Source organism: Phytohabitans houttuyneae (assembly GCF_011764425.1).
GTDB lineage: Bacteria > Actinomycetota > Actinomycetes > Mycobacteriales > Micromonosporaceae > Phytohabitans > Phytohabitans houttuyneae.
On the sequence record NZ_BLPF01000002.1, the window covers coordinates 2,599,131 to 2,625,285 of the forward strand.

Consider the following 26,155-nt stretch of genomic DNA (forward strand, 5'->3'; position numbering starts at 1 on the left):
GTCGTTGCTGGTCAGGGGGTGGGGCGGCGGGGCGGCTAGCGGGCCCAGCCGGTGAAGTGCTGGCCGGAGGTCGGCTCGGCGCGGCGCGGCGGCCGGCGCTGCGGGTCGCCGGCCTCGACCGCCGCGGCGGCGGCCCGGACGAGCCAGGCGTTGACCGACAGCCCCGCCCGGCCGGCGGCCTGCTCGATGCTCGCCTTCAGGTGGTCGGGCAGCCGCAGGTTGATCCGCGACGTGGCGCCGTCGTCACCCTCGGGCGCGGCCACCGGTGCCGGCGGCGCGGCCGGCACGGCGGGCGGCTCGTCGTCGCCCGGGCCGGGGAGTGTCACCACGAAGGTGGGCTCCCGCCCGCGCAGCTGCACGTGAACCGACCCCGGGGCGAGCTCGCGGGTGATCTCGTCGGCCGCGTCGGACAGCGCGTCGAGCAGCGTCAGCCGGGTCGCCGCCTCCAGCTGCGTGACAAGGCGCTCGGCCAGCGCCCGGCCCTCGGAGTCGGCGCCCTCGGCGGCCACCGCGAACTCGGTGCGCAGCTGTTCGATGTACGGCCTCAAGTCCATGGCACCATGATGGCACCATCATGGCGCCATGACAACACCGATCTGGCTCACATGTGTGCCACGGCGCTCATCGCCAGCGCAGCCGCTCCCGGAGCAGGTCGATCTCGGCGGGGTTGGCGGCCAGCGCGAGCGCCCGCTCGTCGGCCGCGCGGGCGGCGTCCGGGTCGCCGGTGGCGCGCAGCAGCTCGCCGCGGGTGGCGTGGTACAGGTGGTAGCCGTCGAGGGCGTCCTCGAGCTGGTCCAGCTCGGCCAGCGCGGCGGCGGGGCCGTCGGCGTAGCGCAGGGCGACCGCGCGGTGCAGGCGGGTGACCGGCGACGGCTGTACGCACAGCAGGATCGTGTAGAGCACGAGGATCTGCGGCCAGTCCGTGTCCTCCCACCGCGCCGCCTCGGCGTGACAGGCGACGATCGCGGCCTGCAGCTGGTACGGGCCGGGACGGCGGTGCGCCGCCGCGCGGGCGATGAGGGCGCCGGCCTCCTCGATCGCGTCCCGGTCCCAGCGGCCGCGGTCCTGCGCGGGCAGCGGGATGATGCGCCCCTCCGCGTCGAAGCGCGCGGCGGCGCGCGCCTGGTGCAGGCGGATGAGCGCGAGCAGCCCCATGACCTCGGGCTCGGTCGGCATCAGCCGGTGCAGCAGGTCGGCCAGGAACTCGGCGTCGTCGGCCAGGTCGCGGTCGTGCGAGGCGGTACCGGCGGTGGTCAGGTAGCCCTCGTTGAACAGCAGGTAGATGACCGCGAGGACCTCGGAGAGCCGCCCGGCGAGCTCGTCCGGGTCCGGGATGCGGTACGGGATGCCGGCCTCGCTGATCTTGCGTTTGGCGCGGGTGATCCGCTGCCCGACGGTCGCCTCGGTGACCAGGAAGGCGCGCGCCACCTGCGCGGTGGTGAGGCCGCAGACGGCGCGCAGGGTGAGCGCGATCTGCCCGGTGCGGGGCAGGGCCGGGTGGCAGCAGGTGAACAGCAGCCGCAGCCGGTCGTCCGGCTCGGGCTGGGCGGGCCAGTGCAGCAGGGCGAGCTTCGTGCGGTACCGGGCCCGCCGCTTGAGCAGGTCCAGACCGCGGCGGCGGGCCACGGTGAACAGCCACGCGTCCGGCCGCTCGGGGATGCCCTCGACCGGCCAGTGGGTGAGCGCCGCCTCGACGGCGTCCTGCACGAGGTCCTCGGCGGTGGCGAAGTCGCCGGTCAGGCCGACGAGGGCGGCCGCGAGCCGGCCCGCGTGGTCGCGTACCGCGCGGGCCAGCTCGACCTCGGTGGCTGTCGTCACGTGGAGGCGATCGGGCGGATCTCCACGAGCGGGCAGCCGGGCCAGCTGCGGGCCAGCCGCAGCGCCGCGTCGAGGTCGTCGACGTCGACCTCGGCGATGCCGCTGACCACCTCCTTGCCTTCCACGAACGGGCCGTCGGTCACCACCGGCTCGCCGCCGCCGAGCCGCATGGTCGTGGCGGTCTCCGGCGGCATCAGGTGCACGTGACGGGTGATCTGCTCGCGGTTGTCGGCGAACCACTGGCCGACGCGGGCGTAGGCGCGCTCCCGCTCGGCGTCGTCCATCGCGGCCAGGTCGGCGGCGAACTGTTCGGTCTCGGCGAACATCAGCACGTACTTCATCGCGATCCTCCGGTCATCCCATCCACTGGCTCAGGCGGCGCTCCAGCTCCCGCGCGTCCACGTCCTCGACGTGGGAGGCGACGGTCCAGCCGTGCCCGAACGGGTCGATGACGAACGCGTCCCGATCACCGTAGAACTGGTCCACCGGCTCCCGCTCGAGGGTCGCGCCGAGCGCGACGGCGTGCGCGACGGTGGCGTCGACGTCCTCGACGTAGATGAACTGGAAGACCGGCGTCCCGGGCAGCCCGCCCGGCGGCGGCGGGGTGGTGCCCGGGTGCGGGTCCTCGACGATCAGCACCGAGTCGCCGATCACGATCTCGGCGTGCGCGACCGTGCCGTCCGGGCCGGGAAACCGCATCCGCTCGGTCGCGCCGAACACCTCGGCGTAGAAGTCGATGGCCTTGGCCGCTCCCGCCACGATCAGGCACGGTGTGATCCGGCGGTAGTCGTCCGGAATCGGGTGGGGCTTGGTCTGCTCTGGCATGCGGGTCGTCTCCTCATCGGTCGGTTGCTCACCACTGAGACGACCGGCGACCCGCCGGATCCGACAGCGGCGCGAGATTTTTCTGGGAGCATCGCCGGGTGGATACCGAGGCCGTGTTCAACGACGACTACCTGTACTTCTACGCCGAACGGCTGGACGCCGCGCACCCGGCGGGTGCTCGGCGAGGTCGCCAAGGCGCTCCGGCCGGCGCCGGATTCGGCGACGTGCGCGGGTACGGCGACGGCGGCGCCCCACTGACGATGGAGAGCCGCCGCATGGTCGTGACCGGCAGCCGGTAGGGCGGCGTGCCGGGTCGCGCGGGGCGACCCGGCACGCGCATGCCCGCCGCTCAGGTGAGCGGTTCGATCCAGATGTTGCGGTACTGCACAGGGTTTCCGTGGTCCTGCAGCCGGATCGACCCGGTGGCCGGGCCCTCCGGGATGCTGCCGCCGGTCGGCCCGGTGATGGCCACGCCGTCGTGTACCAGCGTGCCGTTCCAGACCATCGTCACCCGGGCGTTCTCCGTCTTGGTGCCGTCGGCGGCGTAGCGGGGCGCCCGGTACTCGATGTCGTAGGTCTGCCAGGTCTCGGGCGGCGTCGACGCGTTCACGTCCGGCGGCTTCTGCAGGTAGATCGCGCCGGCCTCGTTGTTGTCCAGCGTCGGGTCGCCGTACGAGTCCAGGACCTGGATCTCGTACCGCTCCTGCAGGTAGACGCCGCTGTTGCCGCGGTTCTGCCCGGTGACGTCCGGCGGCAGCAGCGGCACCTTGAACTCGACGTGCAGCTTGAAGTCGCCGAACGCCTGCTTGGTGCGCAGGTCGCCGTTGCGGACCTGCATGACGCCGCCGGGCAGGCGCGCCCACGAGGCCATGCGCCCGTCGGTGTGCTGCCACTCCGACAGGTCGCCGCCGTCGAAGAGGGTTATCCGGCCGGCGGGCTGGCGCACCGAGATCAGGTCGAGGTTGACGTGGCCGGTGTCGGTGGCGTCCACCCGGTACTGGATGGCGTTCACGCCGCGGCGCAGCGTCAACCGCTCGGTCTTGGTGGCCCACTCGTCCCACGTGACCGTGCTGGGCAGGACGGTCTGGCGGACCTTGCGGCCGTTGACGTACACGCTGACGGTCTTGTCGCCCGAGAACGGGTTGGGCCCGTTGCTGTACCGCAGCCCCACCTCGTACTCGCCGGCCTTGGTCACGTCGGCGTGGATGGTGGTGGAGGCGTTCAGCGCGCCGTACCCGTCGACGAAGCCGACGCCGGAGTAGCCGCGGTGGTCGGTGTTGAGCCCGGCGCCGCCCTCGCGGTGGCCCTCCTCGGCCTCGTAGAAGACGCGGTCCGGCTGCGGTCCGGGGATCTCGTTGAGCGTGTACCAGGCCTCGGTGCTCCACAGCTCCGCACCGTTGGCCGCGGTGAACGGTCGCGGCGAGCGCAGGTGCACGACCCGGTCGCGCTTGAGCCCGTCGACGGTGAGGGTGACGGTGCGGCGGTCGGCGGAGACCGTCGCGCCGGTGACGGCGAGGCTCTCCTCGTCGACCTTCGGGCCGCCGTACGCCGGCGTCGGCGCGTACCGCCACTGGGACAGGCGGTAGGCCTGCGCGAGGTTCTCGACCGTGGCGGTGGACAGCGGCCGGGTGTACTCGATCTTGAAGCCGTCGCGGGTCGCGCTCATCGACCTCATGTCGAACGCGTTGACGTCGTTCGGGGTCAGCTTCTGCAGGCCGTACGACAGCTTGCCGGTCTGGCCCCAGTTGCCGCCCGCGCCGAGCCCTCCGATGTAGATCGACCCGTCCGGGCCGAGGCTCACCTCGTTGACGCCGGCCTCCAGGCCCTGCGTGTGCCGGAAGACCGCGCCCTGGTCCACGCCGTGCACCTTCTCCAGGTACGCCCGCTGCAGCCCGCCGTAGGTCACGTCGCCGATCAGCAGCTGCCCGCGGAACGGCCCCTTCTTCAGCAGCACCGGAGTGCTGGGGGAGTTGGCGATGTCGTTCTGCGGCAGCCACAGCACCGGGCGGGTGACCGGGCCGGCGTCGAACGGGCCGGCCGGGTTGGTGTAGTGGTTGAAGAACCGGTCCTGCTCGATCCGGACCAGCTTGGAGGCGGGTAGCCAGCCGCCCTGGTTGTCGGTGACGAGCAGCTCGCCCTCCGGGCCCCAGCCGATGCCGTTCGGGGTGCGCAGGCCGCCGGCGACGTAGCTGACCTTGCCGGTGCGGCGGTTGACCACGATGCTCGTGCCGCGGTTCGGCGCGGGCTGCGGGTTGGTGGTGGCGCCGCCGAGGTCGATCGCGACGGAGAGGTTGAGGTAGAAGTTGCCGCCCTTGTAGAGCAGGCCGAACGCGAACTCGTGGAAGTTGCCGCCGAACGGCCAGGTGGCCACCGTGCGCCGCTCGTCGGCGACCTCGTCGCCGTCGGTGTCGCGCAGCTCCGTGAGCTCGTGCTTCTGCGACACGTACACGATGCCGTCGACGACCGCGACGCCCATCGGCTCCTTCAGCCCGCCGGCGATCTTCTTGTACGTGACCTGGTCCGGGCTCGTCGCCGTGGTCACGCCGTCCAGGATGTACACCTCGCCGAGCAGTTCGTCGCTGCCGCCCCAGGTGCTGACGACCAGCCGGCCGTCGGCGGTCCAGGCCATCCCGGTCACCTGCGGCTCGAAGCCGGCCGGCCGCAGGTCGGTGAGCGTGTAGCCGGGGTGCACCGACTCCAGCGGGAGGCCGTCTCCCGGCGCGTCGGCGACGCCCTGGCACGCCTTGTACCCGGGTGCGGTCACGCGGACGACGCCGGCGTCCGTGCTCAGCACCGAGGTGGGCACGACCGTGAACCCGGCCGCGCCGGGCGGCTGCCACGACAGGGTCAGCTGCTGGCCGCCGCCGGCCTCGAAGTACTCCACGCGCAGCGCGTGGTACCCCTCGGTCAGCGTGACCGTGCCGTCCTTGGACGTGGCGCCGTGCAGCCCGTCGTGGTCGACCACGAGGGCGTCGTCGATGTACAGCCGGGACCCGTCGTCGCTGGTCAGCCGGAACGTGTAGGCGCCGCCGGCCGGGATGTCGATGTTGCCCAGCGCGTGGGTGAGGAAGTTGTCCTCGAAGCCGAAGTCGGCCGCGCTGGACCAGTCGATGACCGGCATCAGCTTGTCGACGTTCGGCGTTTGCCCGGGCTTGAGCGTGCAGATCTGGCTGAGCGGCACCCGTACGTCGTAGGTGCGCAGGGTGACGCCGGGCTCCTGGGGCGGCGGGTCGGCGGCCCGGGCGGCCAGCGGCGGTGCGCCGGCGGCCAGCAGCGGGCCGAGCAAGGCGGCGCCGATGAGCGCGGCGGCGCGGCGGGGGCGAGGGGGCATGGGGTTCCTCCTTCGACGGTGCTCGCGGGCGATCGAGACCGCGCCGAGGGTGCCTGCCCGGTGGCGGAGATATAGCTCGATCATGGCGACAGGCACCATCATCAAGTACATTCGTCGGCATGCCTAGATCTTTTGATGGAAATCTTCAAACTTTTATCTGCTTGAACAAAACGCGGTGTTGATGTTCGCGCCACGCCAGGTTGCGGAGCCCTTGGATACTCGGCAGCCGGTGTTCCACGGGGGGTGGAATAGGGGGACGGGGGACGACGTGAGCTACCTGGAGCGTCTGCAGGGCGATGTCACGGGCCGGTACGGCAGGCTGGCGGACCGTGACGAGGACACCGTCGACCACGAGGTCGCCCTCACCCGCGACTGGATCGACACCCAGCCGATGGTGCGGGCCGTCCTGGCGGAGGCCGCCGCCGCCGAACCCGACCTCGACTACGAGGCGTGGCGCGCGGGCCTCGGCAAGCCCCGCGACTTCCGGTGGCCCGCCCGCACCGAAGCCGGCCGGGCGTGGCTGATCTGGCGGCTGATGAACGACATCGCGGAGGCCGAGCGGGCGGGGGCGGTACAGCAGGTGCTCGGCTACGCCAGCCAGATGTACGGCGGCAGCGGCCTGCGGAGCCTCACCTCGATGACCCAGGGCTTCGTCGAGCGGATCTTCCAGCCGCTCTTCGACCACCTCGCCGACCGGGTCGGCCGCGGCGGCGTCGCGCTGTACCGGCTGGAGCGGTACGCCGCCCGCGTGGAGTGGTTCGACCGGGACCGCCTGTACGCCGACTTCGAGGCGGCCCGCTCCGGCGGGGACGCCGGCGAGGAGGTGTACGAGCGCGACCTGCAGCGGTTCCTCTTCCTCGACGGCGGGCTCGTCACCCAGGCGCACGCCGGATCCCGGCCGCTGGACACCGCCGACCCGCTGATCTGCCGGGGCGCGGTATACGCCGGCCCGGACGGCGCGGCCGTCGCCGCCGGCTTCGACCAGCTCGTCGCGGCCGCGCGGGAGCACGAACGCACGGTGGCGTACCTCGTGGTCCTCAACCTGACCGGCCACCTGCTGCGCACGCCGCCGGAGCCGTACGTGGAGGCGGCCGGCGTCCACGTCCACCTCGTCGTCGTCCGCGCCCAGCCCCGGGCGGAGCCGCCCGCGGAGCCCCGGGTCGTGGAGCTGGCCGGGCTGCTGGCGGCGGGAAGGGCAGGTACGGCTGGATGATCCGGGTCCTCTCCGGAAGACTGTGCCGGGCACGCGCGCGTGCACCGTCCGATCGGGAGAGACGTGGGAGCCACTGTGGACAGTCACCGGTACGTGGTCGTCGGAGCCGGGCCGGCCGGTCTCCAGCTGAGCTACTTCCTGCAGCGGGCCGGCGCCGACTACGTGACGCTGGAGCGGGACACCGAACCGGGGCGGTTCTTCCGCACCTACCCGCGGCACCGCCGGCTCATCTCGCTCAACAAGGTCCACACGGTCAGCACCGACCCGGAGATCCGGCTGCGCTGGGACTGGAACTCGCTGCTCAACGACGAGCCGGAGCTGATGTTCCCGAAGTACAGCACCGACTACTTTCCCGACCCCGACGACCTGGTCCGTTACCTGGCCGACTTCCAGGCGCACCACCAGCTCGCGGTGCGGTACGGGACGGCGGTGCGGCGGATCGAGAAGGTCGACGGCGGCTTCGCGGTGCACACCGGCGACGGCACGGTGCACGGCGAGTGCGTGATCGTGGCCGCCGGGTGGGGCCGGCCGTACGTGCCGCCGGTGCGCGGCATCGAGCACGCCATCGGGTACGAGGACATGCGGGTGGACCCGGCCAGCTACGCCGGCCAGCGGGTCCTGGTGATCGGCAAGGGCAACTCGGCGTTCGAGACCGCCTCGGCGATCCTCGGCCACGCCGCGATCGTGCACCTGGCCAGCCGGCGGGCCCTGCGGCTGGCGTGGAACACCAAGCACCCCGGCGACGTGCGCGGCCAGTACGGCGCCCTGCTGGACAGCTACCAGTTCAAGACCCTCCACTCGGTGCTGGACTGCGAGATCGACGAGATCCGGCCGGTCGGCGACCACTTCGAGGTGGACATCACGTACACCCACGCCGACGGCGAGACCGCGACGCTCGCGTACGACACGGTGCTGCGGTGCACCGGCTTCCGGATGAGCACCGACATGTTCGACCCGTCCTGCCTGCCCGACCTGGAGCGCGACGGGCGGATCCCCTCGCTGCGGCCGGACTGGCAGTCGGCGAACGTGGACGGCCTGTACTTCGCCGGCACCCTCGCGCAGGCCCGCGACTTCAAGCGCGCCTCGTCGGCGTTCATCGACGGCTTCCGGTACAACCTGCGCACGCTGACCGCGCTGCTCCGGGAGCGCTACGACGGGGTGCCGCTGGCCGTCGACGAGGTGCCGGCGAGCGCGGACGGCCTGACCACGCTCGTCCTCGACCGGGTCAACTGGAGCTCGGCGCTGTGGACCCAGTTCGAGTACCTGTGCGACGCCCTCGTCGTCGACCCGGCGACCGGACTCGTCCGCCACTACCAGGACCTGCCCGAGGACCACGCGGTGGAGCGCTTCGGCGAGGAGCCGCACTGGTACTCGGTGACGCTGCGCTGGGGACGCGAGGAGTACGCGGACGTGTTCAACATCGCCCGCCACCCCGACCCGACCCGGGCCGGCGAGAGCGCCTTCATCCACCCGGTGGTGCGCCGCTACCGCGGCCGCGAGCTCGTCCTGGAGCAGCACCTGCTCGAGGACCTGCTGGCCGAGTGGCGGCGGCCGGACCGGCACGTCGAGCCGCTGCGCGCGTTCTTCGCCGCGGACCTGCCGTGACCGGCGCCGGTCAGCACTCGATCAGCACCTCGCCGAGCGGCTTGCGGGTCAGCGCGGGCACCCGCGCGTCCGCCGCCGGGTAGCCGACCGGGATCACCACGTTCGGCCGCTCCTCCGGCGGGCGTTCGCAGACCTCGTTGAGGAAGCGCATCGGGCTCGGCGTGTGGGTGAGGGTGGCCAGTCCGGCGTGGTGCAGGGCGGCGATCAGCAGCCCCACGGCGATGCCGACGGACTCCTTGACGTAGTACGGCTTGGGGCTGTGCGGCCCTGGTGCACCTCGAACACCACGATCACGGCCGGCGCCGTCTCCAGGAACGGCTTGCGCCAGTCGGTACCGATCGGTGCCAGGGCGTCCAGCCACTCGGCCGGGGCGCGGCGGGCGTAGAACTCGCGCTCCTCGGCCTCCGCCGCGGCGCGCAGCCGCCGCTTGCGGTCCGGGCTGGTCACCACCACGAACCGCCACGGCTGGATGTTGGCGCCGCTGGGTGCGCTGGCCGCGGCCCGGATCGCCGCCTCCAGGACCCCGTGGGGGATCGGCTCGGGGGAGAAGTCGCGCACCGACCGGCGCCGGGCCATCCGGTCGGCGAACGTGCGGGCGGCCCGGACGGTGTCGCCCGGTGTGAGGCGCGGATGGTCGAGAGGGACCGTCGGAGAGTGTGCGGTTTCGGTCAACGGCGGACTCCTCTCGGTGGCGGGTCAGCGCTCGGGCTCACCCGCGGGTGCTGGTGCGGTCTGCGCGATCAGGTGGTCGACGACGCCGCGCAGCCCGTCGCCGGCGGCGGCCGCGCGGCGCTGGCGGGTGGCGCCGTCACCGCCGTCGACGAGGCGGTCCAGCCAGCCGGTGACCCGCGCGAGGTCGCCGCCGGCGAGGGCCGGCGCGGCGGTGTCCAGCAGGCGGCGGGCGAGGGTGGCCGCCGGTACCAGCCGGCCGGTGTCCGGCTCGACGGCGTCGCCGCCCAGCCCGTCGCGGGCCGCCCGCCAGTACGCCACGCGCAGCAGCTCGGCCGGCACGACCGGTCCCGGGTCGCCGGCGTCCACGGCCGGCAGGATCACCGTCACGAGGGCGCGGACGAGCGCGGCCAGCAGGGCGGACTCCTCGGCGGTGACCGGCATGTCGGCGACCCGCACCTCCAGGGTCGGCAGGTGCGCGGACGGCCGGATGTCCCAGAAGACGGTGCCGGTGTCGACCAGCGCGCCGGCCTGCAGGAGGGTGGCGACGAGCCGGTCGTAGTCGGCGGCCGAGGCGAGGTGGGGCGGCGGCCCGGCCACCGGCCAGCGCTGCCACGACAGGGCGCGCCAGCTGGCGTAGCCGGTGTCCCGTTCGCCCCAGTAGGGCGAGTTGGCGGCGAGCGCGATCAACACCGGCAGGTACGGGCGCAGGTGGTTGCTCACCAGCACGGCCCGGTCGCGGTCGGGCAGCTCGACGTGCACGTGCACCGCGCACACGCAGACCTCGTCGTGCAGCCCCCGGAAGGTGGCGTTGCCCTTGTCCTGGCGCGGTCCCTCGGTGATCGGCGGCGGGATGTGCCGGCCGAGCACGGGACTGCCGGTCGCCACCACGCGCAGCCCCTGCCCGGCCGCGGCGGCGGCCAGCTCGGCCCGGCCCTCCAGCAGCTGGGCGTACAGCTGGTCGAGGCTCTCGCACGGGTCGGTCCGGCACTCCACCTGCAGCTTGGTGATCTCCCCGGCGACCCGCTCGCCGAGCCGTTCCCGGGCGCGGTCCACCACGGCCGCGGCCTCGGGCACCACCCCACGGCTTGTCGGGTCGACCACCAGGAACTCCTCCTCGACGCCGAACCGGACAACCGATCCCATCTGCACCCTCGCCTTCGCCGGTGACGGCCGCGCTCGCCGCGACCGTGACCAGGCTAGGGCCCGGCGGCGCCGCCCGGCTCGGCGACAAGCCGTTCGACCAGACCGGCGAGCAGCGCGGTCCGTTCCGGCATCAGCGTGACGTCGACGTACTCGCCGCGGGCGTGCGGGTTGCCGCCCACCGCGCCCAGTCCGTCCAGAGTGGGCACACCCAGGGCGCCGGTGAAGTTGCCGTCCGAGGCGCCGGGCGCGTACGCGCCGTCCGGCGCCGGCAGGCCGAGGTCCTTCGCGACCGACCGCGCGACCTCCAGCAGCGGCTCGGCGACGGCCGGCCGCAGCGGGTACCGGTTGATCCCGCCCTCGACCGTCAGCGCCGCGCCAGGCAGCCGGGGCACCAGCGACCGGATCGCGCGGTCCACCCGGTCCAGCTCCTCGCCGGTCCAGGCCCGCACGTCCACGCTGACCGCCGCCGCCTCGGGCACGGTGTTCGTCGTGGTGCCGCCGGACAGCGCGGTCGGCGTGACGCTGGTGCCGGTCGCCGGCGCGGCCAGCCCTTGGACGGCCAGGATCTGGTGCGCCAGCTCGATCCCGGCGTTGACCCCGCGGTGCGGCTCCACACCGGCGTGCGCGGCCCGGCCCCGCACGCCGAGCCGGTACACCGAGCCGCCCTTGCGGGCGATCTTGAGTGCGCCGTCCGGGGTGCCGGGTTCCAGCACGAGCACCGCTCCGGACCGGCGGGCCTCCCGCTCGATCAGGTCGCGCGAGGTGACCGACCCGGTCTCCTCGTCGCCGGTCAGCAGCACGCCCACCCGGCCGGTGTCGGCCAGCATGCCCAGCGCGGCGAACAGCTGCACGATGCCGGCCTTCATGTCGCAGGCGCCAGGGCCGGTCGCGCACCCGCCGTCGACGCGGAACGGCCAGTCCCGGACCGTGCCGGCCGGCCACACCGTGTCGTAGTGCCCGAGCAGCAGCACCCGCTGGTCGGGTGCGGGCCACAGCAGATGCGGTACCCCGTCGCGGGTCAGCCGCCGCGCGCGCCGGCCCAGCACCCGGGCACCCCAGCCGTCCAGCAGGTCGGCGCAGTCCCGCAGGTGGGAGGGCGAGCCGGGCGGCGACTCGCACGACACGAGGTCCCTGAGCCGATCCATCATCGCCGGGGCGCGGTCACGGGCCGCCCCCAGCCGGGTACCCCCCGTAGCCGTAACCACCCGTCCATCATTCGGCCGGGGTCCATTGACGTTCCACTCTGAGGTTGCGCACTTCCCCCGCTCGCCGTCGCGGACTGTCAGCGGCTGTCAGCGGCCGAAGGTCAGGTGGAAGTCGCGCAGCGCCACGGTGAGCAGCGGGCGCCGGCCGGCCAGGTAGCCGAGCGGGCCGTCCGCCGGCACCTGCCAGCCGGCCTTCGCGAGGTGGACGGCGGCGCGGGAGCGTACCGGCGTGGTCCGCGTCCCGTCGCCCACCACCTGGACCACCGAGAACCTCGCCGGCCACCGCCCGGGCAGCCGCGGGCCCCGTGCCAGCCGTGCCTGCGCGATGGCGCCGGCCCGCGCGTCGAGCCCGCCGCCCGCCGGCCGGAAGTCGAGCTCGGCCAGCTCCTTGGGGATGCCCCACAGCGCGCGGCCGCCGTCGCGGGAGGCGGGACTGTCCACCCAGATGTCCACGATGGACACCAGCGGCCGGCCGGCGCGGCGCACGAGCACCGCGGAGAGCAGCTCGCGGTACTGCAGCACGCCGCCCGGCCCGTAGTCGACCCAGGCGGTGCCGACGAGGCCGCGCCCCGCGACGGTCAGCGGCCGCACCCGCGCGGCCAGTGCGGGCGGCAGCGGCGGCAGCTGGGCGCGGGGCACCGGCCAGACCGACACGTACATCTGGCCGCGCAGGTGCCACGGCTCGGGCGGGTAGCTCACCCCTCCATGCTGACGCCGGGTGCGCAACCGTGCAAAGTACGCTTTAATGGTCGCCATGGCCGAGAACTCTCGAATAAAACCGGTGGAGCGCGCCACTAACCGGACGTGGGACGAGTGGTTGAAGTTCATGGACGATATTGACGCCAAGAGCCTCGACCACCACGCGATCGCGGTAAAGGTTTTCGAGGAGCTCGACGGAAAGATTGACAATCTCGGCTGGTGGACGCAGGCGGTGACGGTCGCCTATGAGCAGTACATCGGCCGCCGCATTCCCGGACAGCGCCCGGACGGCACGTTCCAGACCCAGCAGAGCAAGGCGACCAAGCTCAGCATGAAAGAGCTGATGGACAGGTGGGTCGCCTTCGCCGAGAAGGACAGGGACGTGCAGGGCATCGTCGAAGGCGACCTCAAGGTGAGCGGCACCGAAAACCGCATTACCTGGCGCACCAAGGCCAAGGACGGATCGGCTGTCACGATAACCAGCGAGCCGAACAAGAAGAATGGCACGGCGTCGCTTGTCATGCTCCAGATGGGGCTCGCGACATACGAGCTGAATGTCGAGGCCAAAGAGCGCTGGGCCGCGATTATGAAACGCTTCCTGGCGGCCATCTGACGGCGGGTCCGGCCCGGGTGCCCGGCTTACCAGGGCACCGGGCCTTCGGCGCCGAAGAAGCCGCCGGTCGGTCCGTCCGCGGCGAGCGTGGCCAGGCGCACCACGACCGCGGCGCCCTCCGCCGCCGTCAGGTGCCCGGTGTGCCGGTTGATGTCCGTGGTGACGAAGCCGGGCGCGGCGGCGTTGAGATGGCGATGATCCGCCTCGCGTGACGGACGTGAGCTGTGGCCACCGCCACGGGCCGCTGCTGTCACAGGCTCGCGCGGGCGTACGTCCTGTGCGTATGGGACCGTCGAAGACGACCAAGCAGGAGGCAGGGATGAACGAGCGCGGCGAGCGGTCCATGGACCGCGCCACCGACGCCTTCGTGACGCATCGCAACCTGCTGTTCACGGTCGCGTACGAGATGCTCGGCTCGGCCGCCGACGCGGAGGACGTGCTGCAGGAGACATGGCTGCGGTGGGTGGGCGTCGACCTCGACACCGTGCTGGACCAGCGGGCGTACCTGGTGCGGGTCACCACCCGCCAGGCGCTCGACCGCCTGCGCACGCTGCGCCGCCGCAAGGAGTCCTACATCGGGCCGTGGCTGCCCGAGCCGCTGCTGACCGCGCCCGACGTGGCCGAGGACGTCGAGCTGGCCGACAGCGTCTCGATGGCGATGCTGCTGGTGCTGGAGACGCTCACGCCGACCGAGCGGGCGGTGTTCGTGCTGCGCGAGGTCTTCGACCTGGCGTACGACGAGATCGCCGGCGCGGTCGACAAGACACCGGCGGCGGTACGCCAGATCGCCCACCGGGCCCGGGCGCACGTGGCCGCCCGCCGCCCCCGCGGTGCCGTCTCGCCGGGCCAGACGCGGGACGCGCTCCAGGCGTTCCGGCGGGCGATCGAGACCGGCGACCTGCAGAGCCTGCTGGACATCCTCGCGCCGGACGTGGTGCTGCTCGGCGACGGCGGCGGTGTCGTGCAGGCGGTGCCCCGGCCGATCGTGGGCGCCGACAAGGTGGCCCGCCTGCTGTCCGCCGGCGCCGGCAAGGTCGCCGGCCTGATGACGATGGAGCCGGTACAGGTCAACGGCCACCCGGCGCTGATCCTGCGGCTCGACGACGAGGTCGACACGGTGCTCGCGGTGCGCATCGACGACGGCCTGATCAGCGGGGTGTACGCGGTGCGCAACCCGGAGAAGCTCCTGCGCGTGGGCCAGGAGACCGCGGTCAGCCGCTGAGCGCCCGGGCGCCGTCAGGCGTTCACCTCGATGGTGTGCCAGGCGCGCGGCGCGCCGTTGCCGGCGCTGAGGTGGGTGACCCCGGGCTCGTTGTCGCGGCCGAGGAGCGTGCCGTCCGGAAGCTGGCCCACCCAGTCGAGCCGGGGCACACCCGGCGCGGGGGAGTAGGCGCCGCCGTCGAGGTAGCCGGTGCGCTCGGGCCCGGCCAGCACCAGGATCCCGCCGCCGGCCGGCGCGACCGAGTACGGCCAGTTCGGCTTCTCCTCGACGCCGGTGACCGGCAGCGGCGTCCAGGTCTCGCCCCGCAGCCGCCACAGCAGCGGAAGCCCGGTGCCCTTGCGGGCCAGGCCGAGGCTCGCGAGCCGGCCGCCGCCCGCGCCGCCCGTGCCGCCCAGCGGCTCCTGGTCGGCGACGAGCCACACGTCCCGGCCGTCGGCGGAGATCTGGACGTGGGCGTTCCACACCGGACGGCCGCGCTGCTCGGGCACCGGGATCCGGGTGAACCCGCCGCCGGCCGTCCCCACCGCTGTCACGATCCGCCCACCGTCCACACCGGACAGCCACACGCGGCCGTCGCGGCCGTTGGTGAGCAGGCGCGCGGCGGACAGCTCGGCCGGCACGTCCCGCCGCCAGCCGGCCGCCGTCCAGTCCCGGACCGCGCACGGGCCGGCGCCGTCCGGGCAGTCCAGGTAGTACCGGCCGTAGGCGGAGTGGTACTCGACCGGCGCGAAGCCCCGGGCGTCGTAGGGCCGCGACTGCCAGGAGGCGCCGGCGTCCCGCGAGACGTACCAGGAGTGGGGCTCGGCCAGCAGCACGACGACCTCGTCGGCGCCGGTGTAGAGCTGGTGGTTCTTCGCCTCGGGCCGCGGGTGCTCGCGCGGCCGCCAGCTGCGGCCACCGTCGGCGGTGTGGAAGAACCGCGCCTCGCAGAGCGCGCGGCAGCGGACGAACAGCGCGTACCCGCGGCGCGCGTCGGCGAACTCGACCGAAAGCGGCTCGAACCCGTCCGGTAACCCGACGTCGACGGCGACCTCCTCCGCCGGCGGCGCGGTGGCGGCCGTCGGTGCCGCGGGCGGCGGTGGCGGGTTCGACGCCGGTTTCGCGTCCGGCCCGCAGGCGGCGGCCGCCGTCAGCATCCCGAGGGACAGCGCCGCGCCGGCCAGGACCCGACCCCACTGCTTCACCATGCCGGGTAGGAGCCCCGGCGACCCCACCCGGTTCCACAAGCCGTTCATGGCCAGATGCGAACGGGCGTCGTAGCGTCTAGGCGCCGGCCGCGGCCAGGAGTGCGTCAGCGGTACGGGCGGCCGCGCCGTCGAGGCTGGTGCCGCGCATCACCGCGCGCACCGCGGCGCCGTCGAAGACCATCGTGAGCTGCACCGCGAGCCCTTCCGGGTCGGCGGCGCCGAGGCTCGTGGCGTGGGCGGCGAAGTACCCCGTCAGCCGGTCCTTGAACGCCCGGGCCACCACCGTCGCCGGATGGTCGGGGTCGCGCGTCTCGACCGCCGTGTTGACGAACGGGCAGCCGTGGAAGCCGGGCGTGCCGCTCTGCTCGTCGAGGCGCTCGAACACGTACCGGATCCGGTCGCGCGGGCCAAGCTCGGCGTCCGCGGCGGGGAAGTAGCCGGTGACGATCGCCGGCCCGTGCGTGCGCAGGCACTCCGCGACGAGGTCGTCCTTGGTGGCGAAGAGCTGGTACATCGACCGCTTCGACACCCCCGCCGTCTGGCACAGCCGCTCCACGCCGACGGGCGCGACGCCCTCGGCGTAGAAGAGGTCGGCGGCGGTGGCGAGCAGCCGGTCGCGGGTCGTCGAGGTCACTCCCGGAGCGTAACGCGATCTCTTGCGGTTGGAAACCGATCGGTTTACGGTCGAGAGGAAACCGATCGGTTTACCTCAAGGCTGGAGCCCCGACATGCAGATCAAGAACTCGGTCGTCCTGGTCACCGGCGGCAACCGCGGCCTCGGCAAGGCGTTCGTGGAGGAGGCGCTGGCCCGCGGCGCCGCCACCGTCTACGCCGCCGCCCGCGACCCGCGCACGGTCACCACGCCCGGCGCCGTCCCGCTGGCCCTCGACGTCACCGACCCCGACTCCATCGCCGCGGCCGCCGCCCGTGCCGGCGACGTGCAGATCCTGGTCAACAACGCCGGCGGCCTGGTCAAGGCCAACTTCCTCACCTCACCCGTCGACGACGTGCGGCGCGAGTTCGACGTCAACTTCTACGGCCCGCTGCTGGTCACCCGCGCCTTCGCGCCCGCCCTCATCGCGCGCGGCGGCCACGTGCTCAACGTCCACTCGGTGCTGTCCTGGCTCGCGATCAGCGGCTCGTACAGCGCGACGAAGGCCGCCCTGTGGTCGATGACCAACGCGCTGCGCCTGGACCTGGCCCCGAAGGGCGTCGGCGTTACCGGCCTGCACGTGGGCTACGTCGACACCGACATGGCCGCCGCCGTCGACGCCCCCAAGTCCGCGCCGGCCGACGTGGCGCGGCAGGCCCTGGACGGCGTCGAGGCGGGCGCCCACGAGGTCCTCGCCGACGACGTCAGCCGCACCGTCAAGCAGGCCCTGGCCGCCGACGTCGCCGCCCTCTACCCCCAGCTCGCCGCCTGACCCGGTCAGGGCCGTCGCCTAGAGCGTCACCTCGAGGACGGGTTCGAGGCTGTGGGTGCCGTGGTCGAGCTGGTGGTCGAGGTTCATCGCGGCGCTGATCAGGGCGAGGTGGCTGAACGCCTGCGGGAAGTTGCCGATCTGCTCGCCGGTCGGCGCGATCTCCTCCGAGTACAGGCCCAGGTGGTTGCTGTACGTGAGCATCTTCTCGAACGTGAGGCGCGCGTCGTTGAGGCGGCCGGAGCGGGCGAGCGCGTCGACGTACCAGAACGAGCACATCGTGAACGTCCCTTCCGAGCCGCGCAGGCCGTCGGGTGAGGCGGCGGGGTTGTAGCGGTACACAAGGCTGTCCGACACCAGCTCGCCGTCCATCGCGCGCAGCGTCGACTGCCACAGCGGGTCACTCGGGGTGACGAAGCCGACGAGCGGCATGTAGAGCAGCGCGGCGTCGAGCACGTCGGTGCCGTAGTGCTGCACGAACGCCTCGCGGCCCGGGTGGTACCCGCGGTGCATGATCTGCTCGTAGACGGCGTCGCGGGCGGCGGTCCACCTCGTGGTGTCTCCCGGGCGGCCCCGGCGCTGGGAGACGCGGACCGCGCGGTCGAAGGCGACCCACGACATGAGCCGGCCGTACGTGAAGTCCTGCCGCCCGCCGCGCGTCTCCCAGATGCCGTCGTCCGGCCGGTCCCAGTTGTCGCAGAGCCAGTCCACCAGGTACTGGGCGTTGTGCCAGCCCTCGTGCGACATCGGCAGCCCGTGCAGGTCGGCCAGGTGCACCGAGTCCAGCGCCTCGCCGTAGATGTCGAGCTGGAGCTGGTCGGCCGCGCCGTTGCCGACCCGGACCGGGCGGGAGCCCCGGTACCCCTCCAGGTGGTCGAGCACCTGCTCGTCGAGGTCGGAGGAGCCGTCGATCCGGTACATGATCTGCAGTGGCGCCGACCGCTCGCGGGCCTCGCGCGCGCGGTCGTTGAGCCACCGCAGGAAGGCCTGCGCCTCGCTGGTGAAGCCGAGGCCGAGCAGCGCGTACACGGAGAACGACGCGTCCCGCACCCACGTGAAGCGGTAGTCCCAGTTGCGCTCGCCGCCGACCTGCTCGGGCAGCCCCGCGGTGGGTGCGGCGACCAGCGCACCGGTCGGCGCGTACGTCATGAGCTTGAGCGTCATCGCGGACCGTTCCACGATCTCCCGCCACCGGCCGCGGTACTGCGAGCGCCCGATCCAGTTCCGCCAGAAGTCGCGGGTCTCCTCGAACAGGTGCAGCAGCTCGTCCGAGGTCATCGTCCGGGGCGGCCCGTCGCAGGCGCTCTCCAGCATCAGCCCGCCGATGGCGCCGGCCGCCAGCGGTACCACCGCGGTGAGCCCGCCGTCCTCCCGCCGCACCGTGCCGGCCGGCAGGTCGCGGTCGGAGCGGTGGGCGACGTGCACGGTGAGCGTCACGTCGCCGCCGCGGAACACCGCGCCGTCCGGCGTCAGCTCGGTCTCGTGGGTCGCCCGCCCGTAGTCGAAGCGCGGCTGGCACTCGACCCGGAAGCGCATCTCGCCGCGCACCACGCGCACGAGGCGGACCACGCGGTGGCGGTCGGTGGCCGTACCGCCGGCGATCGGCATGAAGTCGACCACCTCGCCGACGCCGTCCGCGCTGAGGAAGCGGGTGATGAGGATCGGCGTGCCCGGCAGGTACAGCTGCTTGCTGGTGTAGGGGACGCCGTCCGGTGCGATCCGGAAGTAGCCGCCCTTCTTCCGGTCGAGCAGCGCCGCGAAGACGCTGGGGGAGTCGAAGCGGGGCAGGCAGAGCCAGTCGATGCTGCCGTCGTTCGTGACGAGGGCGGCGGTCTGCAGGTCACCGATGATGCCGTGATCCTCGATCGCGGTGTAGTCATCCACCTTCCGAGCGTGACGGCTGCGGGATGCACCGGTGCGGATATCGACGGAGACGACGGTCAGCCGGCCAGCAGGGCCATGATGTTCTTCTCGGTGATGTCGGGGCCGGTGAGCTGGTTGACGATCGCGCCGTCGCGGAGCACCACCACGCGGTCGCAGGTGCTCACGATCTCGTCCAGGTCGGATGAGATGAGCATGACCGCGAGCCCGTCCACCGCCAGGTCGTCGATGAGCGACTGCACCTCGGCCTTGCTGCCCACGTCGATGCCGCGGGTCGGCTCGTCCAGCATCAGCACTCTCGGATGGGTGGCCAGCCAGCGGGCCAGCAGCACCTTCTGCTGGGTGCCGCCGGACAGCTCGGCCGCCGGCTGGTGCGGGCTCGTCGCCTTGATGCGCAGCCGGCTCATCAGCGCGCCGACCACCTTGTCGAGCCGGGCCTCGGAGACGATGCCGGCGCGGGCGAGGCGGGGCAGCGCGGCGAGCGCGATGTTGTCGCGGACCGAGAGCGTGCCGACGATCCCCTCGGCCTTGCGGTTGTCCGGCAGCAGCCCCACGCCGGCCCGGATCGCGCCGGCGATCGACCGCTTGCGCAGGCTGGCGCCGGAGACGGTGACCTGCCCGGAGTCCAGCGGCAGCGCGCCGGCGATGGCCCGCGCGGTCTCGGTGCGCCCGGCGCCGAGCAGCCCGCTGAGCCCGACCACCTCGCCGGGGCGCAGGTTGATCGAGACGTCGGTCAGCACGTGCCGGCGGGTGAGGCCGGTCGCCTGCAGGATCGGCTCGTCCGCCGGCTCGTCGGCGGCGGCGCCGAGCACCGCGGTCGGTCCGGGCGTGACGCGGCGGCCGAGCATCAGCGACACGAGGCGCAGCCGGTCGAGGCCGGCGACGGGTCCGGTGTGGACGATGCGGCCGTCCCGCAGCACGGTCACGCGGTCGCAGACGGCCTCCACTTCGGACAGCCGGTGCGTCACGTAGACCACCGAGCGGCCCTCCGCGCGAAGCGCGGCGATCGCGGCGAAGAGGCGGTCGGCCTCCGCGGGTTCCAGCCCGGCCGTGGGTTCGTCCAGAACCACGACGGGGGTACCGGCGGACAGCGCCCGCCCCACCGCGACCATCTGCCGCACGCCCGGCTCGTACGCGCCGAGCGGCCGGCGCACGTCGACACGCAGCCCGAGGCCGGCGACGATGTCGGCGGCGAGCGCGTTCATCCGGGCGACGTTGATGAGGCCGGCGCGGCGGCGCGGCTCGCGGCCGAGGAAGAGGTTGCGCGCGACGGACATCTGCGGCACGAGGTTGGCGTCCTGGTGCACGGCGCTGATCCCGGCCCGCTCGGCGTCGCGGGGCGAGCCGAAGCGGACCCGCTCGCCGCCGACCCGCAGGATGCCGGCGTCCGGCTGGTGGATGCCGGCGAGCACCTTGACCAATGTGGACTTGCCGGCCCCGTTCTCCCCGACGACGGCGTGCACCTCGGCGCGGCCGAGGCTGAAGGAGACGTGGTCGAGCGCGCGGGTGCCCGGGAAGTCCCGGACCACGCCCGCCAGGTCGAGTATCGCGTCCACCACGGGTGCCCCCTCGCAGAAGACCGAACTTTTTTCAACCTGAACCGCGCGTCGCTTGAGCCCGACCCTTGCCTGCGCTGACGCGGACCGCGAGGAGAGGTTGAAAAAGGTGAGCCGACCGCGATGATTCCCTACAACCGCGGAATCGTAAAGAGCCCTTTAAATGCGTGCCACATGGAGGCGGACGGCGCGGCCGGCCAGCTCGTCGAGCACGTCGCGGGGTGCGGCGTCGTCGGTGACCAGGTGGTCGATCTCGTCCGTCGGTACCGTCTGCACCATCGTGTCGACGCCGATCTTGGTGTGGTCGGCGAGGACGACGATCTCCTCGGCGGCCGCCGCCAGGGCCCGGTCGACGCTGGCGACCTGCATGTTCGGCGTGGAGACGCCGCGCTCGGGGGTGAGCCCGTTGCCCGAGATGAACGCCCGCCGCACCCGCAGCCCCGCCACCGACCGCTCGGCCGCGCTGCCGACGAGCGCGTGGATCGAGCCGCGCAGCGTGCCGCCGGTGAGCACCACCTCGATCCGCGGCGCGGAGGCGAGGGCCTGGGCGACGAGCAGCGAGTTGGTCACCACGGCCAGCTCGTTGTGCCTGGCCAGGGCCTGCGCGAAGACCTGCGTGGTCGTGCCGGCGCCGATCACGATCGCGTCGCCGTCCTCGACCAGCGACGCCGCGAGCTCGCCGATCGCGGCCTTCTCGGACGAGGCGACGTGTGCCTTCTGCGCGTACGTCGGCTCGCGGGACAGCGCACCGGGCAGCGTCGCGCCGCCGTGGTGCCGGTTGAGCAGGCCGTCGGCCTCCAGCACCCGCAGGTCCCGCCGGACGGTGACCTCCGAGGACTGCACCGCCTCGGCGAGGTCGCGCAGGGAGGCGGCGCCGTTGGCCCGCATCACCTCGAGGATGCGCTGGCGCCGCTCCGCGGCGAACATCGCCCGCCGCGTCTCCACGTGTCCTCGGGAGTCGTCCGCCGCCACGCTCCACCCCTTGTGATCGGATGACTTCGGATCTGATCGTACTCAGGCTTGGTCGAAAGAGTGCGCAACCTCGGTCGTGACCGTTTCGGATCGAGTTCGCGACCGAACCTGATCAGTTGGTATTGACTTTGTTCGGCGCCGGGTGCTTGATTGAGACCAACCGATGGCGCGCGTCGGTCCCACCCACGAAAGGATGATCATGGGCAGAAGGCGTGGATGGGCGGCGCTGGCGGTGGCCGCCCTGCTCGTGACCGGTGCGTGCGCCAAGAGTGAGGACGGCGCGGGCACCCCGGCTCCCGCCGGCTCCGAGGGCCAGCAGGTGGCGCAGAGCGCCGCCGCCGACGGTCCCACCTGCACGCTGCAGGCGTTCGGCGGCGAGGCGTTCGACGTGAAGACCGCGACGGTCGGGTTTTCGCAGTCGGAGAAGGAGGCCAACCCGTTCCGGATCGCGGAGACCCAGTCGATCAAGGACGAGGCCAAGGCGCTGGGCGTGACGAACCTGCGGGTGACAAACGCGCAGTCCCAGTTTTCCAAGCAGATCTCCGACGTGCAGCAGCTGATCGCCCAAGGGGCGAAGCTGCTGGTCATCGCCCCGCTCAACTCCGACGGCTGGGAGCCGGTGCTCAAGCAGGCGGCGGAGAAGAAGATCCCGATCATCACGATCGACCGGAAGATCAACGCGAAGCCGTGCACGGACTACCTCACGTTCATCGGCTCGGACTTCTACGAGCAGGGCAAGCGCGCGGCGGACCAGATGGTCGCCGCGCTGAACGGCACCGGTGAGGTCGCGATCCTGCTCGGCGCGCCGGGCAACAACGTCACCACCGACCGCACCGCCGGCTTCAAGGACCGGATCGCCGAGAAGGCGCCGAACATCAAGATCACGTTCGAGCAGACCGGCGAGTTCACCCGGGAGAAGGGTCAGCAGGTCACCGAGCAGCTGATCCAGTCGCGCCCCGGCACCAGCGGCATCTACGCCGAGAACGACGAGATGGCCCTCGGCGCGGTGACCGCGCTCAAGGGCGCCGGCAAGGCCGCCGGCCAGGTCAAGATCGTGTCGATCGACGGCACCCGCGCGGCGGTGCAGGGCATCGTGGACGGCTGGCTGTACTCGGTGATCGAGTCCAACCCGCGCTTCGGCCCGCTGGCCTTCCAGACCGCGCAGAAGTTCGTCGCGGGCGAGGCCATCCCGGCCACGACGATCATCAGCGACCGCGAGTACACCACCGCGAACGCCAAGGACAGCCTGGGGCACGCGTACTGATGGAAGGTCGAACCATTAACAGGGAGGGTGACGCTCCCGTACTCGAGGCCCGGGGAATCTCGAAAGGGTTCCCCGGCGTCCTCGCCCTGGACGGCGTCTCCTTCCGCCTCGCGGCGGGCGAGGTGCACGCCCTGGTCGGCGAAAACGGCGCCGGCAAGTCCACGCTCATCAAGGTGCTCACCGGGGTGCACCAACCGGACCGGGGGCAGCTGTGCCTCCACGGCGGCCAGGTGTCGTTCGGCACGCCGCTTGAGGCGCAGCGGGCCGGCATCTCGACCATCTACCAGGAGGTCAACCTCGTCCCGCAGATGAGCGTGGCGCACAACCTGCTGCTCGGCCGGGAGCCGCGCGGCCGGCTCGGCGTCATCGACGTGGGCCGGCTGTACGCCGACGCCGCCGTCCTCGTGACCGGGCTGGGGCTGCGGCTGGACGTGCGCCGGCCGCTGCGCTCGCTCGGCATGGGCGCGCAGCAGATGGTCGCGCTGGCCCGCGCGATCTCCGTCGACGCGCGCGTGGTCATCATGGACGAGCCCACCTCCGCGCTCGAACCGCGCGAGGTCGACACCCTCTTCGGCGTGATCGACCAGCTCCGGGCCGGCGGCATCGCGGTCGTGTACGTCAGCCACCGCCTGGAGGAGCTGTACCGCATCTGCGACCGGGTCACCGTGCTGCGCGACGGGCGGGTGGCGCACACCGGCCCGCTCGGTGAGCTGGAGCGGGTCAAGCTGATCGCGCTCATGCTCGGCCGGGACACCGTGGACGTGCGGCTGCACGGCCAGACCGAGTTCTCGGGCGAGCACACCGCGAAAAACGGGCAACCGGTGGTCGAGGCCCGCGCGCTGTCGCGGCGCCACCAGCTGCACGAGGTCTCCATCCGGGTACGCCCCGGCGAGGTCGTCGGCCTCGGCGGCCTGCTCGGCGCCGGGCGCAGCGAGACCGCGAAGGCGATCGCGGGCGCGCTGCCGTTCGACGGCGGAGCCGTGGTCGTCGCCGGGCAGGCGCTGCGCAAAGGTTCGCCGGCGGCCGCGATCCGGGCCGGCGCGAGCCTGCTGCCCGAGGACCGCAAGGCCGAGGGGATCGTGCCGACGATGTCGGTGCGGGACAACATCGCGCTCGCCGCTCTGCCCCGCCTGTCCCGGGCCGGGATCGTCTCCGAGGCCAGGGTCGACCGCGTCGTCGCCACGCTGATGAGCCGCCTGCGGATCAAGGCGACCAGCCCGCACCAGAAGGTCTCCGAGCTGTCCGGCGGCAACCAGCAGAAGGTGCTGCTCGCCCGCTCGCTCGCCACCGGCGCCAAGGTGCTGCTGCTCGACGAGCCCACCCGCGGCATCGACGTCGGCGCCAAGGCCGAGGTGCAGGCGCTCATCGACGAGCTCGCCGCCGAAGGGCTGGGCGTGCTGCTGATCTCCTCCGACCTGGAGGAGCTTGTCGAGGGCTCGGACCGGGTCGTCGTGCTGCGCGACGGCGCGGTCGTCGGTGAGCTCGCCGGCGACGAGGTGACCGAGGAGGCGATCATGAAAGCGATCGCGGACGGGGGTACCGGCGATGGCTGAGACGGCGGCCCGCCTGCCGCAGCCGCTCGGCAGCCGCACCCGGGTGCTCGCGTGGCTGCAGCGGTACGGCGTGTACGCCTCGGTGCTCGCGCTGTTCCTGTTCAACGTGGCGTTCACCCCGCACTTCCTGGAGGTCGCCAACTTCCGCACCCAGCTCATCCAGGTCGCGCCGATCGTCATCGTCTCGCTCGGCATGGCGCTGGTCATCGGCACCGAGGGGATCGACCTGTCGGTCGGCTCGGTGATGGCGCTGTCGTCGGCGATGGTGGTGCTCTACCTCGGGTACGGCGCGCCGGTCGCCATCGTCGCCGCGCTGGCCGCCGGTGCCGCGGTGGGCGCCGGCGGGGAGCGCTCGTCGCGTACGCCGGGGTGCAGCCGATCGTCGCCACGCTCGCGCTGCTGGTCGGCATCCGCGGCCTGGCCAACGTGCTGGTCCCGCAGCTCACCGAGTTTCGCAACCCCACGCTGATCACGCTGGGCAGCCGCTCGGTGCTCGGGCTGCCGCTCGTGGTGATCATCGCGGCGGCGCTCACGGCCGTCGTGGCGTTCGTCGTCAAGCGCACGATCTTCGGCCGGCAGCTGGTCGCCGTCGGCGGCAACCGGGCCGCCGCCAAGCTCTCCGGCCTTCCGGTACGCCGCATCCTCGTCACCGTGTACGTCCTGAGTGGACTGCTCGCCGCCGTCGCCGGCGTGCTGGCCACCGCCCGCCTGCAGGCCAGCGACCCCACCTCGCTCGGCCTGCTCATGGAGCTGTCCGCCATCACCGCCGTGGTGGTCGGCGGCACCCCGCTGACCGGCGGGCGGGTGCGGGTGCTCGGCACCGTGATGGGCGCCCTGCTGATCCAGCTGCTGCAGGCCACGCTCATCAAACACAACCTGCCGCAGTCCTGGACCCAGATGGTCCAGGCCGTGATCATCCTCGCCGCCGTCTACGCCGCCCGGGGAGGAAGCAATGACCACCACAGTCGACACGGCGTCGGCGCCGGCCGCGCCCGCCAAGGGGAGCGGGCCAGCCAGATCCTGCAGCACCACGGCGCACTGATGGTGCTCGCCGCGACCGTCCTCGTCGGAGGGATCGCGTTCGACTCCTTCGCCACCCCGCAGAACGCGGCGAACATCGCGGTCTCGTCCTCGTTCATCGCCATCATCGCGATCGGCATGACCTTCGTCATCGTCAGCGGCGGCATCGACCTGTCGGTCGGCTCGTCGTTCGTGCTCGCCGGCGTGCTCGCCGCCTACGGCTCCCGCTACGGCGTGCTCGTCGCGCTGCTGCTCCCGCTCGCCGTCTGCGGCACCATCGGCCTGCTCCAGGGCCTGATCATCGCGCGCACCGGGATGGCGCCGTTCATCGTCACGCTCGCCGGGCTGCTCGGCATGCGCGGGCTCATGCTCGCCGTCTCCGGCGAGGGCGCCAACACGTACCTCGTCGAGGACGACGCCTTCGCCGCGCTCGGGCAGGCGTCGCTGTTCAACCTGACCGTGCCGGTCTACATCACGCTCGGCCTCTTCGCGCTCGGCGCGATCCTGCTGCAGCGCACCGGTTTCGGCCAGAGCGTGTACGCGATCGGCGGCAACGAGGAGGCGGCCGCCCTGATGGGCGTGCCCGTCGCGCGGGTCAAGACCCTCGTGTACCTCATCTCCGGGCTCCTGGCCGGCCTCGCCGGCGCGCTCAACGCGGCCCGCCTCTCCTCCGGCGTCACCATCCTCGGCGTCGGGCTGGAGCTCGACGTCATCGCCGCCGTGGTCATCGGCGGCACGCTGCTCACCGGCGGCGCCGGCGGGCTCACCGGCACCATGGCCGGCGTCCTGCTGCTCGGCGTCATCCAGAGCCTGATCAACCAGGTCGGCACGCTCACGTCCTCGTTCCAGCAGGTCGTCAGCGGCGCCTTCCTCGCGCTCGTCGTCGTCGTGCAGCGCGTGCTGCACCGCGCCCAGCGCCTGTCCTGACCCAGCCGCTCCGCCCACCAGGGCGGAG

The 26,155-nt window shown here is 72.8% G+C and carries 24 protein-coding genes and 1 pseudogene; 10 read left to right on the top strand and 15 right to left on the bottom strand.

Annotated features, from left to right (window positions below):
• Positions 1 to 35: 35 nt before the first annotated feature.
• The 4 genes from Phou_RS34815 to Phou_RS34830 form a co-directional block, all read right to left on the bottom strand.
• The gene (locus Phou_RS34815) at positions 36 to 554 is read right to left on the bottom strand and encodes a hypothetical protein (RefSeq protein ID WP_173064315.1); all 519 of its coding nucleotides are present in this window, start codon (positions 552 to 554) and stop codon (positions 36 to 38) included.
• Between the two features lie 67 nt (positions 555 to 621).
• Positions 622 to 1,818: an RNA polymerase sigma factor gene (locus tag Phou_RS34820; protein WP_173064318.1), complete on the bottom strand. Its 1,197-nt coding sequence runs from the start codon at positions 1,816 to 1,818 to the stop codon at positions 622 to 624.
• Positions 1,815 to 2,159, bottom strand: a complete 345-nt coding sequence (locus tag Phou_RS34825; RefSeq protein ID WP_173064321.1) for a YciI family protein — start codon at positions 2,157 to 2,159, stop codon at positions 1,815 to 1,817. The genes Phou_RS34820 and Phou_RS34825 overlap by 4 nt, the downstream gene beginning before the upstream one ends.
• Positions 2,160 to 2,172: 13 nt before the next feature.
• Positions 2,173 to 2,643 (bottom strand): VOC family protein, encoded by a 471-nt coding sequence (locus Phou_RS34830; RefSeq protein WP_173064324.1) that lies wholly within the window; start codon positions 2,641 to 2,643, stop codon positions 2,173 to 2,175.
• A gap of 98 nt (positions 2,644 to 2,741) precedes the next feature.
• On the opposite strand from Phou_RS34830, the gene Phou_RS34835 reads away from it, so the two are divergent.
• Complete coding sequence (locus Phou_RS34835) at positions 2,742 to 2,942, top strand: hypothetical protein (protein ID WP_173064327.1); 201 nt, start codon at positions 2,742 to 2,744, stop codon at positions 2,940 to 2,942.
• 50 nt (positions 2,943 to 2,992) lie between these two features.
• Here Phou_RS34835 and Phou_RS34840 read toward each other — a convergent pair whose 3' ends face one another.
• On the bottom strand, positions 2,993 to 5,974 hold the full coding sequence (locus Phou_RS34840) for a 3-keto-alpha-glucoside-1,2-lyase-like domain-containing protein (RefSeq protein WP_173064330.1): 2,982 nt from the start codon (positions 5,972 to 5,974) through the stop codon (positions 2,993 to 2,995).
• A 268-nt stretch (positions 5,975 to 6,242) separates the two neighbouring features.
• On the opposite strand from Phou_RS34840, the gene Phou_RS34845 reads away from it, so the two are divergent.
• On the top strand, positions 6,243 to 7,187 hold the full coding sequence (locus Phou_RS34845) for a hypothetical protein (RefSeq protein WP_173064333.1): 945 nt from the start codon (positions 6,243 to 6,245) through the stop codon (positions 7,185 to 7,187).
• A gap of 75 nt (positions 7,188 to 7,262) precedes the next feature.
• A complete protein-coding gene (locus tag Phou_RS34850) occupies positions 7,263 to 8,792 on the top strand; it encodes an NAD(P)-binding domain-containing protein (RefSeq protein WP_173064336.1) in 1,530 nt (509 codons plus the stop codon).
• Between the two features lie 10 nt (positions 8,793 to 8,802).
• Here the strand turns inward: Phou_RS34850 and Phou_RS34855 are convergent.
• From Phou_RS34855 to Phou_RS34870, 4 genes and pseudogenes are all read right to left on the bottom strand, one after another.
• Positions 8,803 to 9,368, bottom strand: a pseudogene (locus Phou_RS34855) (nitroreductase family protein).
• A gap of 120 nt (positions 9,369 to 9,488) precedes the next feature.
• Positions 9,489 to 10,607 carry a carboxylate-amine ligase gene (locus tag Phou_RS34860; RefSeq protein WP_173064339.1) on the bottom strand — a complete coding sequence of 373 codons (1,119 nt, stop codon included), beginning with the start codon at positions 10,605 to 10,607 and terminating at the stop codon, positions 9,489 to 9,491.
• A gap of 53 nt (positions 10,608 to 10,660) precedes the next feature.
• On the bottom strand, positions 10,661 to 11,812 hold the full coding sequence (locus tag Phou_RS34865) for a M20 family metallopeptidase (protein ID WP_246274057.1): 1,152 nt from the start codon (positions 11,810 to 11,812) through the stop codon (positions 10,661 to 10,663).
• 87 nt (positions 11,813 to 11,899) lie between these two features.
• Entirely contained in the window at positions 11,900 to 12,511 is a 612-nt protein-coding gene (locus Phou_RS34870) for an acetoacetate decarboxylase family protein (RefSeq protein ID WP_246274058.1), read from the bottom strand.
• A gap of 55 nt (positions 12,512 to 12,566) precedes the next feature.
• On the opposite strand from Phou_RS34870, the gene Phou_RS34875 reads away from it, so the two are divergent.
• Positions 12,567 to 13,124 (top strand): hypothetical protein, encoded by a 558-nt coding sequence (locus tag Phou_RS34875; RefSeq protein WP_173064345.1) that lies wholly within the window; start codon positions 12,567 to 12,569, stop codon positions 13,122 to 13,124.
• A 26-nt stretch (positions 13,125 to 13,150) separates the two neighbouring features.
• On the opposite strand, the gene Phou_RS34880 is transcribed toward Phou_RS34875, so the two are convergent.
• Positions 13,151 to 13,378 (bottom strand): Rossmann-fold NAD(P)-binding domain-containing protein, encoded by a 228-nt coding sequence (locus Phou_RS34880; protein WP_218579344.1) that lies wholly within the window; start codon positions 13,376 to 13,378, stop codon positions 13,151 to 13,153.
• A gap of 65 nt (positions 13,379 to 13,443) precedes the next feature.
• Between Phou_RS34880 and Phou_RS34885 the strand changes: the two genes are divergently transcribed.
• On the top strand, positions 13,444 to 14,346 hold the full coding sequence (locus Phou_RS34885; protein ID WP_246274059.1) for an RNA polymerase sigma-70 factor: 903 nt from the start codon (positions 13,444 to 13,446) through the stop codon (positions 14,344 to 14,346).
• Positions 14,347 to 14,360: 14 nt separating this feature from the next.
• Here Phou_RS34885 and Phou_RS34890 read toward each other — a convergent pair whose 3' ends face one another.
• Entirely contained in the window at positions 14,361 to 15,581 is a 1,221-nt protein-coding gene (locus tag Phou_RS34890; protein ID WP_173064351.1) for a beta propeller repeat protein, read from the bottom strand.
• 28 nt (positions 15,582 to 15,609) lie between these two features.
• On the bottom strand, positions 15,610 to 16,167 hold the full coding sequence (locus Phou_RS34895; RefSeq protein ID WP_173064354.1) for a TetR/AcrR family transcriptional regulator: 558 nt from the start codon (positions 16,165 to 16,167) through the stop codon (positions 15,610 to 15,612).
• Positions 16,168 to 16,261: 94 nt separating this feature from the next.
• Here Phou_RS34895 and Phou_RS34900 point away from each other — a divergent pair, with 94 nt between their 5' ends.
• Positions 16,262 to 16,957: an SDR family oxidoreductase gene (locus Phou_RS34900; protein WP_173064357.1), complete on the top strand. Its 696-nt coding sequence runs from the start codon at positions 16,262 to 16,264 to the stop codon at positions 16,955 to 16,957.
• A gap of 18 nt (positions 16,958 to 16,975) precedes the next feature.
• Here the strand turns inward: Phou_RS34900 and Phou_RS34905 are convergent, their stop codons facing one another.
• The 3 genes from Phou_RS34905 to Phou_RS34915 form a co-directional block, all read right to left on the bottom strand.
• Positions 16,976 to 18,838 carry a glycoside hydrolase family 15 protein gene (locus tag Phou_RS34905; protein WP_173064360.1) on the bottom strand — a complete coding sequence of 621 codons (1,863 nt, stop codon included), beginning with the start codon at positions 18,836 to 18,838 and terminating at the stop codon, positions 16,976 to 16,978.
• 56 nt (positions 18,839 to 18,894) lie between these two features.
• Entirely contained in the window at positions 18,895 to 20,394 is a 1,500-nt protein-coding gene (locus Phou_RS34910) for a sugar ABC transporter ATP-binding protein (RefSeq protein ID WP_173064363.1), read from the bottom strand.
• Between the two features lie 156 nt (positions 20,395 to 20,550).
• Positions 20,551 to 21,363 carry a DeoR/GlpR family DNA-binding transcription regulator gene (locus Phou_RS34915; protein ID WP_218579345.1) on the bottom strand — a complete coding sequence of 271 codons (813 nt, stop codon included), beginning with the start codon at positions 21,361 to 21,363 and terminating at the stop codon, positions 20,551 to 20,553.
• A gap of 199 nt (positions 21,364 to 21,562) precedes the next feature.
• Here Phou_RS34915 and Phou_RS34920 point away from each other — a divergent pair, with 199 nt between their 5' ends.
• Genes Phou_RS34920 through Phou_RS54710 form a run of 4 tightly spaced genes read left to right on the top strand, consistent with a single transcriptional unit; the run spans position 21,563 to position 26,127 of the window.
• Positions 21,563 to 22,627 (top strand): ABC transporter substrate-binding protein, encoded by a 1,065-nt coding sequence (locus Phou_RS34920; RefSeq protein WP_246274060.1) that lies wholly within the window; start codon positions 21,563 to 21,565, stop codon positions 22,625 to 22,627.
• Entirely contained in the window at positions 22,627 to 24,180 is a 1,554-nt protein-coding gene (locus tag Phou_RS34925) for a sugar ABC transporter ATP-binding protein (RefSeq protein ID WP_173064369.1), read from the top strand. The genes Phou_RS34920 and Phou_RS34925 overlap by 1 nt, the downstream gene beginning before the upstream one ends.
• Positions 24,173 to 24,649, top strand: a complete 477-nt coding sequence (locus Phou_RS54705) for an ABC transporter permease (RefSeq protein WP_173058972.1) — start codon at positions 24,173 to 24,175, stop codon at positions 24,647 to 24,649. The genes Phou_RS34925 and Phou_RS54705 overlap by 8 nt, the downstream gene beginning before the upstream one ends.
• Entirely contained in the window at positions 24,550 to 26,127 is a 1,578-nt protein-coding gene (locus Phou_RS54710; RefSeq protein WP_281365116.1) for an ABC transporter permease, read from the top strand. The genes Phou_RS54705 and Phou_RS54710 overlap by 100 nt, the downstream gene beginning before the upstream one ends.
• Positions 26,128 to 26,155 lie beyond the last annotated feature (28 nt).

Coding starts and splice junctions, on each gene's coding strand:
- Phou_RS34825 (WP_173064321.1), bottom strand. CDS start 2,159: ATGAAGTACGTGCTGATGTTCGCCGAGACCGAACAGTTCGCCGCCGAC.
- Phou_RS34890 (WP_173064351.1), bottom strand. CDS start 15,581: ATGAACGGCTTGTGGAACCGGGTGGGGTCGCCGGGGCTCCTACCCGGC.
- Phou_RS34900 (WP_173064357.1), top strand. CDS start 16,262: ATGCAGATCAAGAACTCGGTCGTCCTGGTCACCGGCGGCAACCGCGGC.
- Phou_RS34920 (WP_246274060.1), top strand. CDS start 21,563: ATGGGCAGAAGGCGTGGATGGGCGGCGCTGGCGGTGGCCGCCCTGCTC.
- Phou_RS34815 (WP_173064315.1), bottom strand. CDS start 554: ATGGACTTGAGGCCGTACATCGAACAGCTGCGCACCGAGTTCGCGGTG.
- Phou_RS34830 (WP_173064324.1), bottom strand. CDS start 2,643: ATGCCAGAGCAGACCAAGCCCCACCCGATTCCGGACGACTACCGCCGG.
- Phou_RS34925 (WP_173064369.1), top strand. CDS start 22,627: ATGGAAGGTCGAACCATTAACAGGGAGGGTGACGCTCCCGTACTCGAG.
- Phou_RS54705 (WP_173058972.1), top strand. CDS start 24,173: ATGGCTGAGACGGCGGCCCGCCTGCCGCAGCCGCTCGGCAGCCGCACC.
- Phou_RS34875 (WP_173064345.1), top strand. CDS start 12,567: ATGGCCGAGAACTCTCGAATAAAACCGGTGGAGCGCGCCACTAACCGG.
- Phou_RS34885 (WP_246274059.1), top strand. CDS start 13,444: ATGAACGAGCGCGGCGAGCGGTCCATGGACCGCGCCACCGACGCCTTC.
- Phou_RS34860 (WP_173064339.1), bottom strand. CDS start 10,607: ATGGGATCGGTTGTCCGGTTCGGCGTCGAGGAGGAGTTCCTGGTGGTC.
- Phou_RS34840 (WP_173064330.1), bottom strand. CDS start 5,974: ATGCCCCCTCGCCCCCGCCGCGCCGCCGCGCTCATCGGCGCCGCCTTG.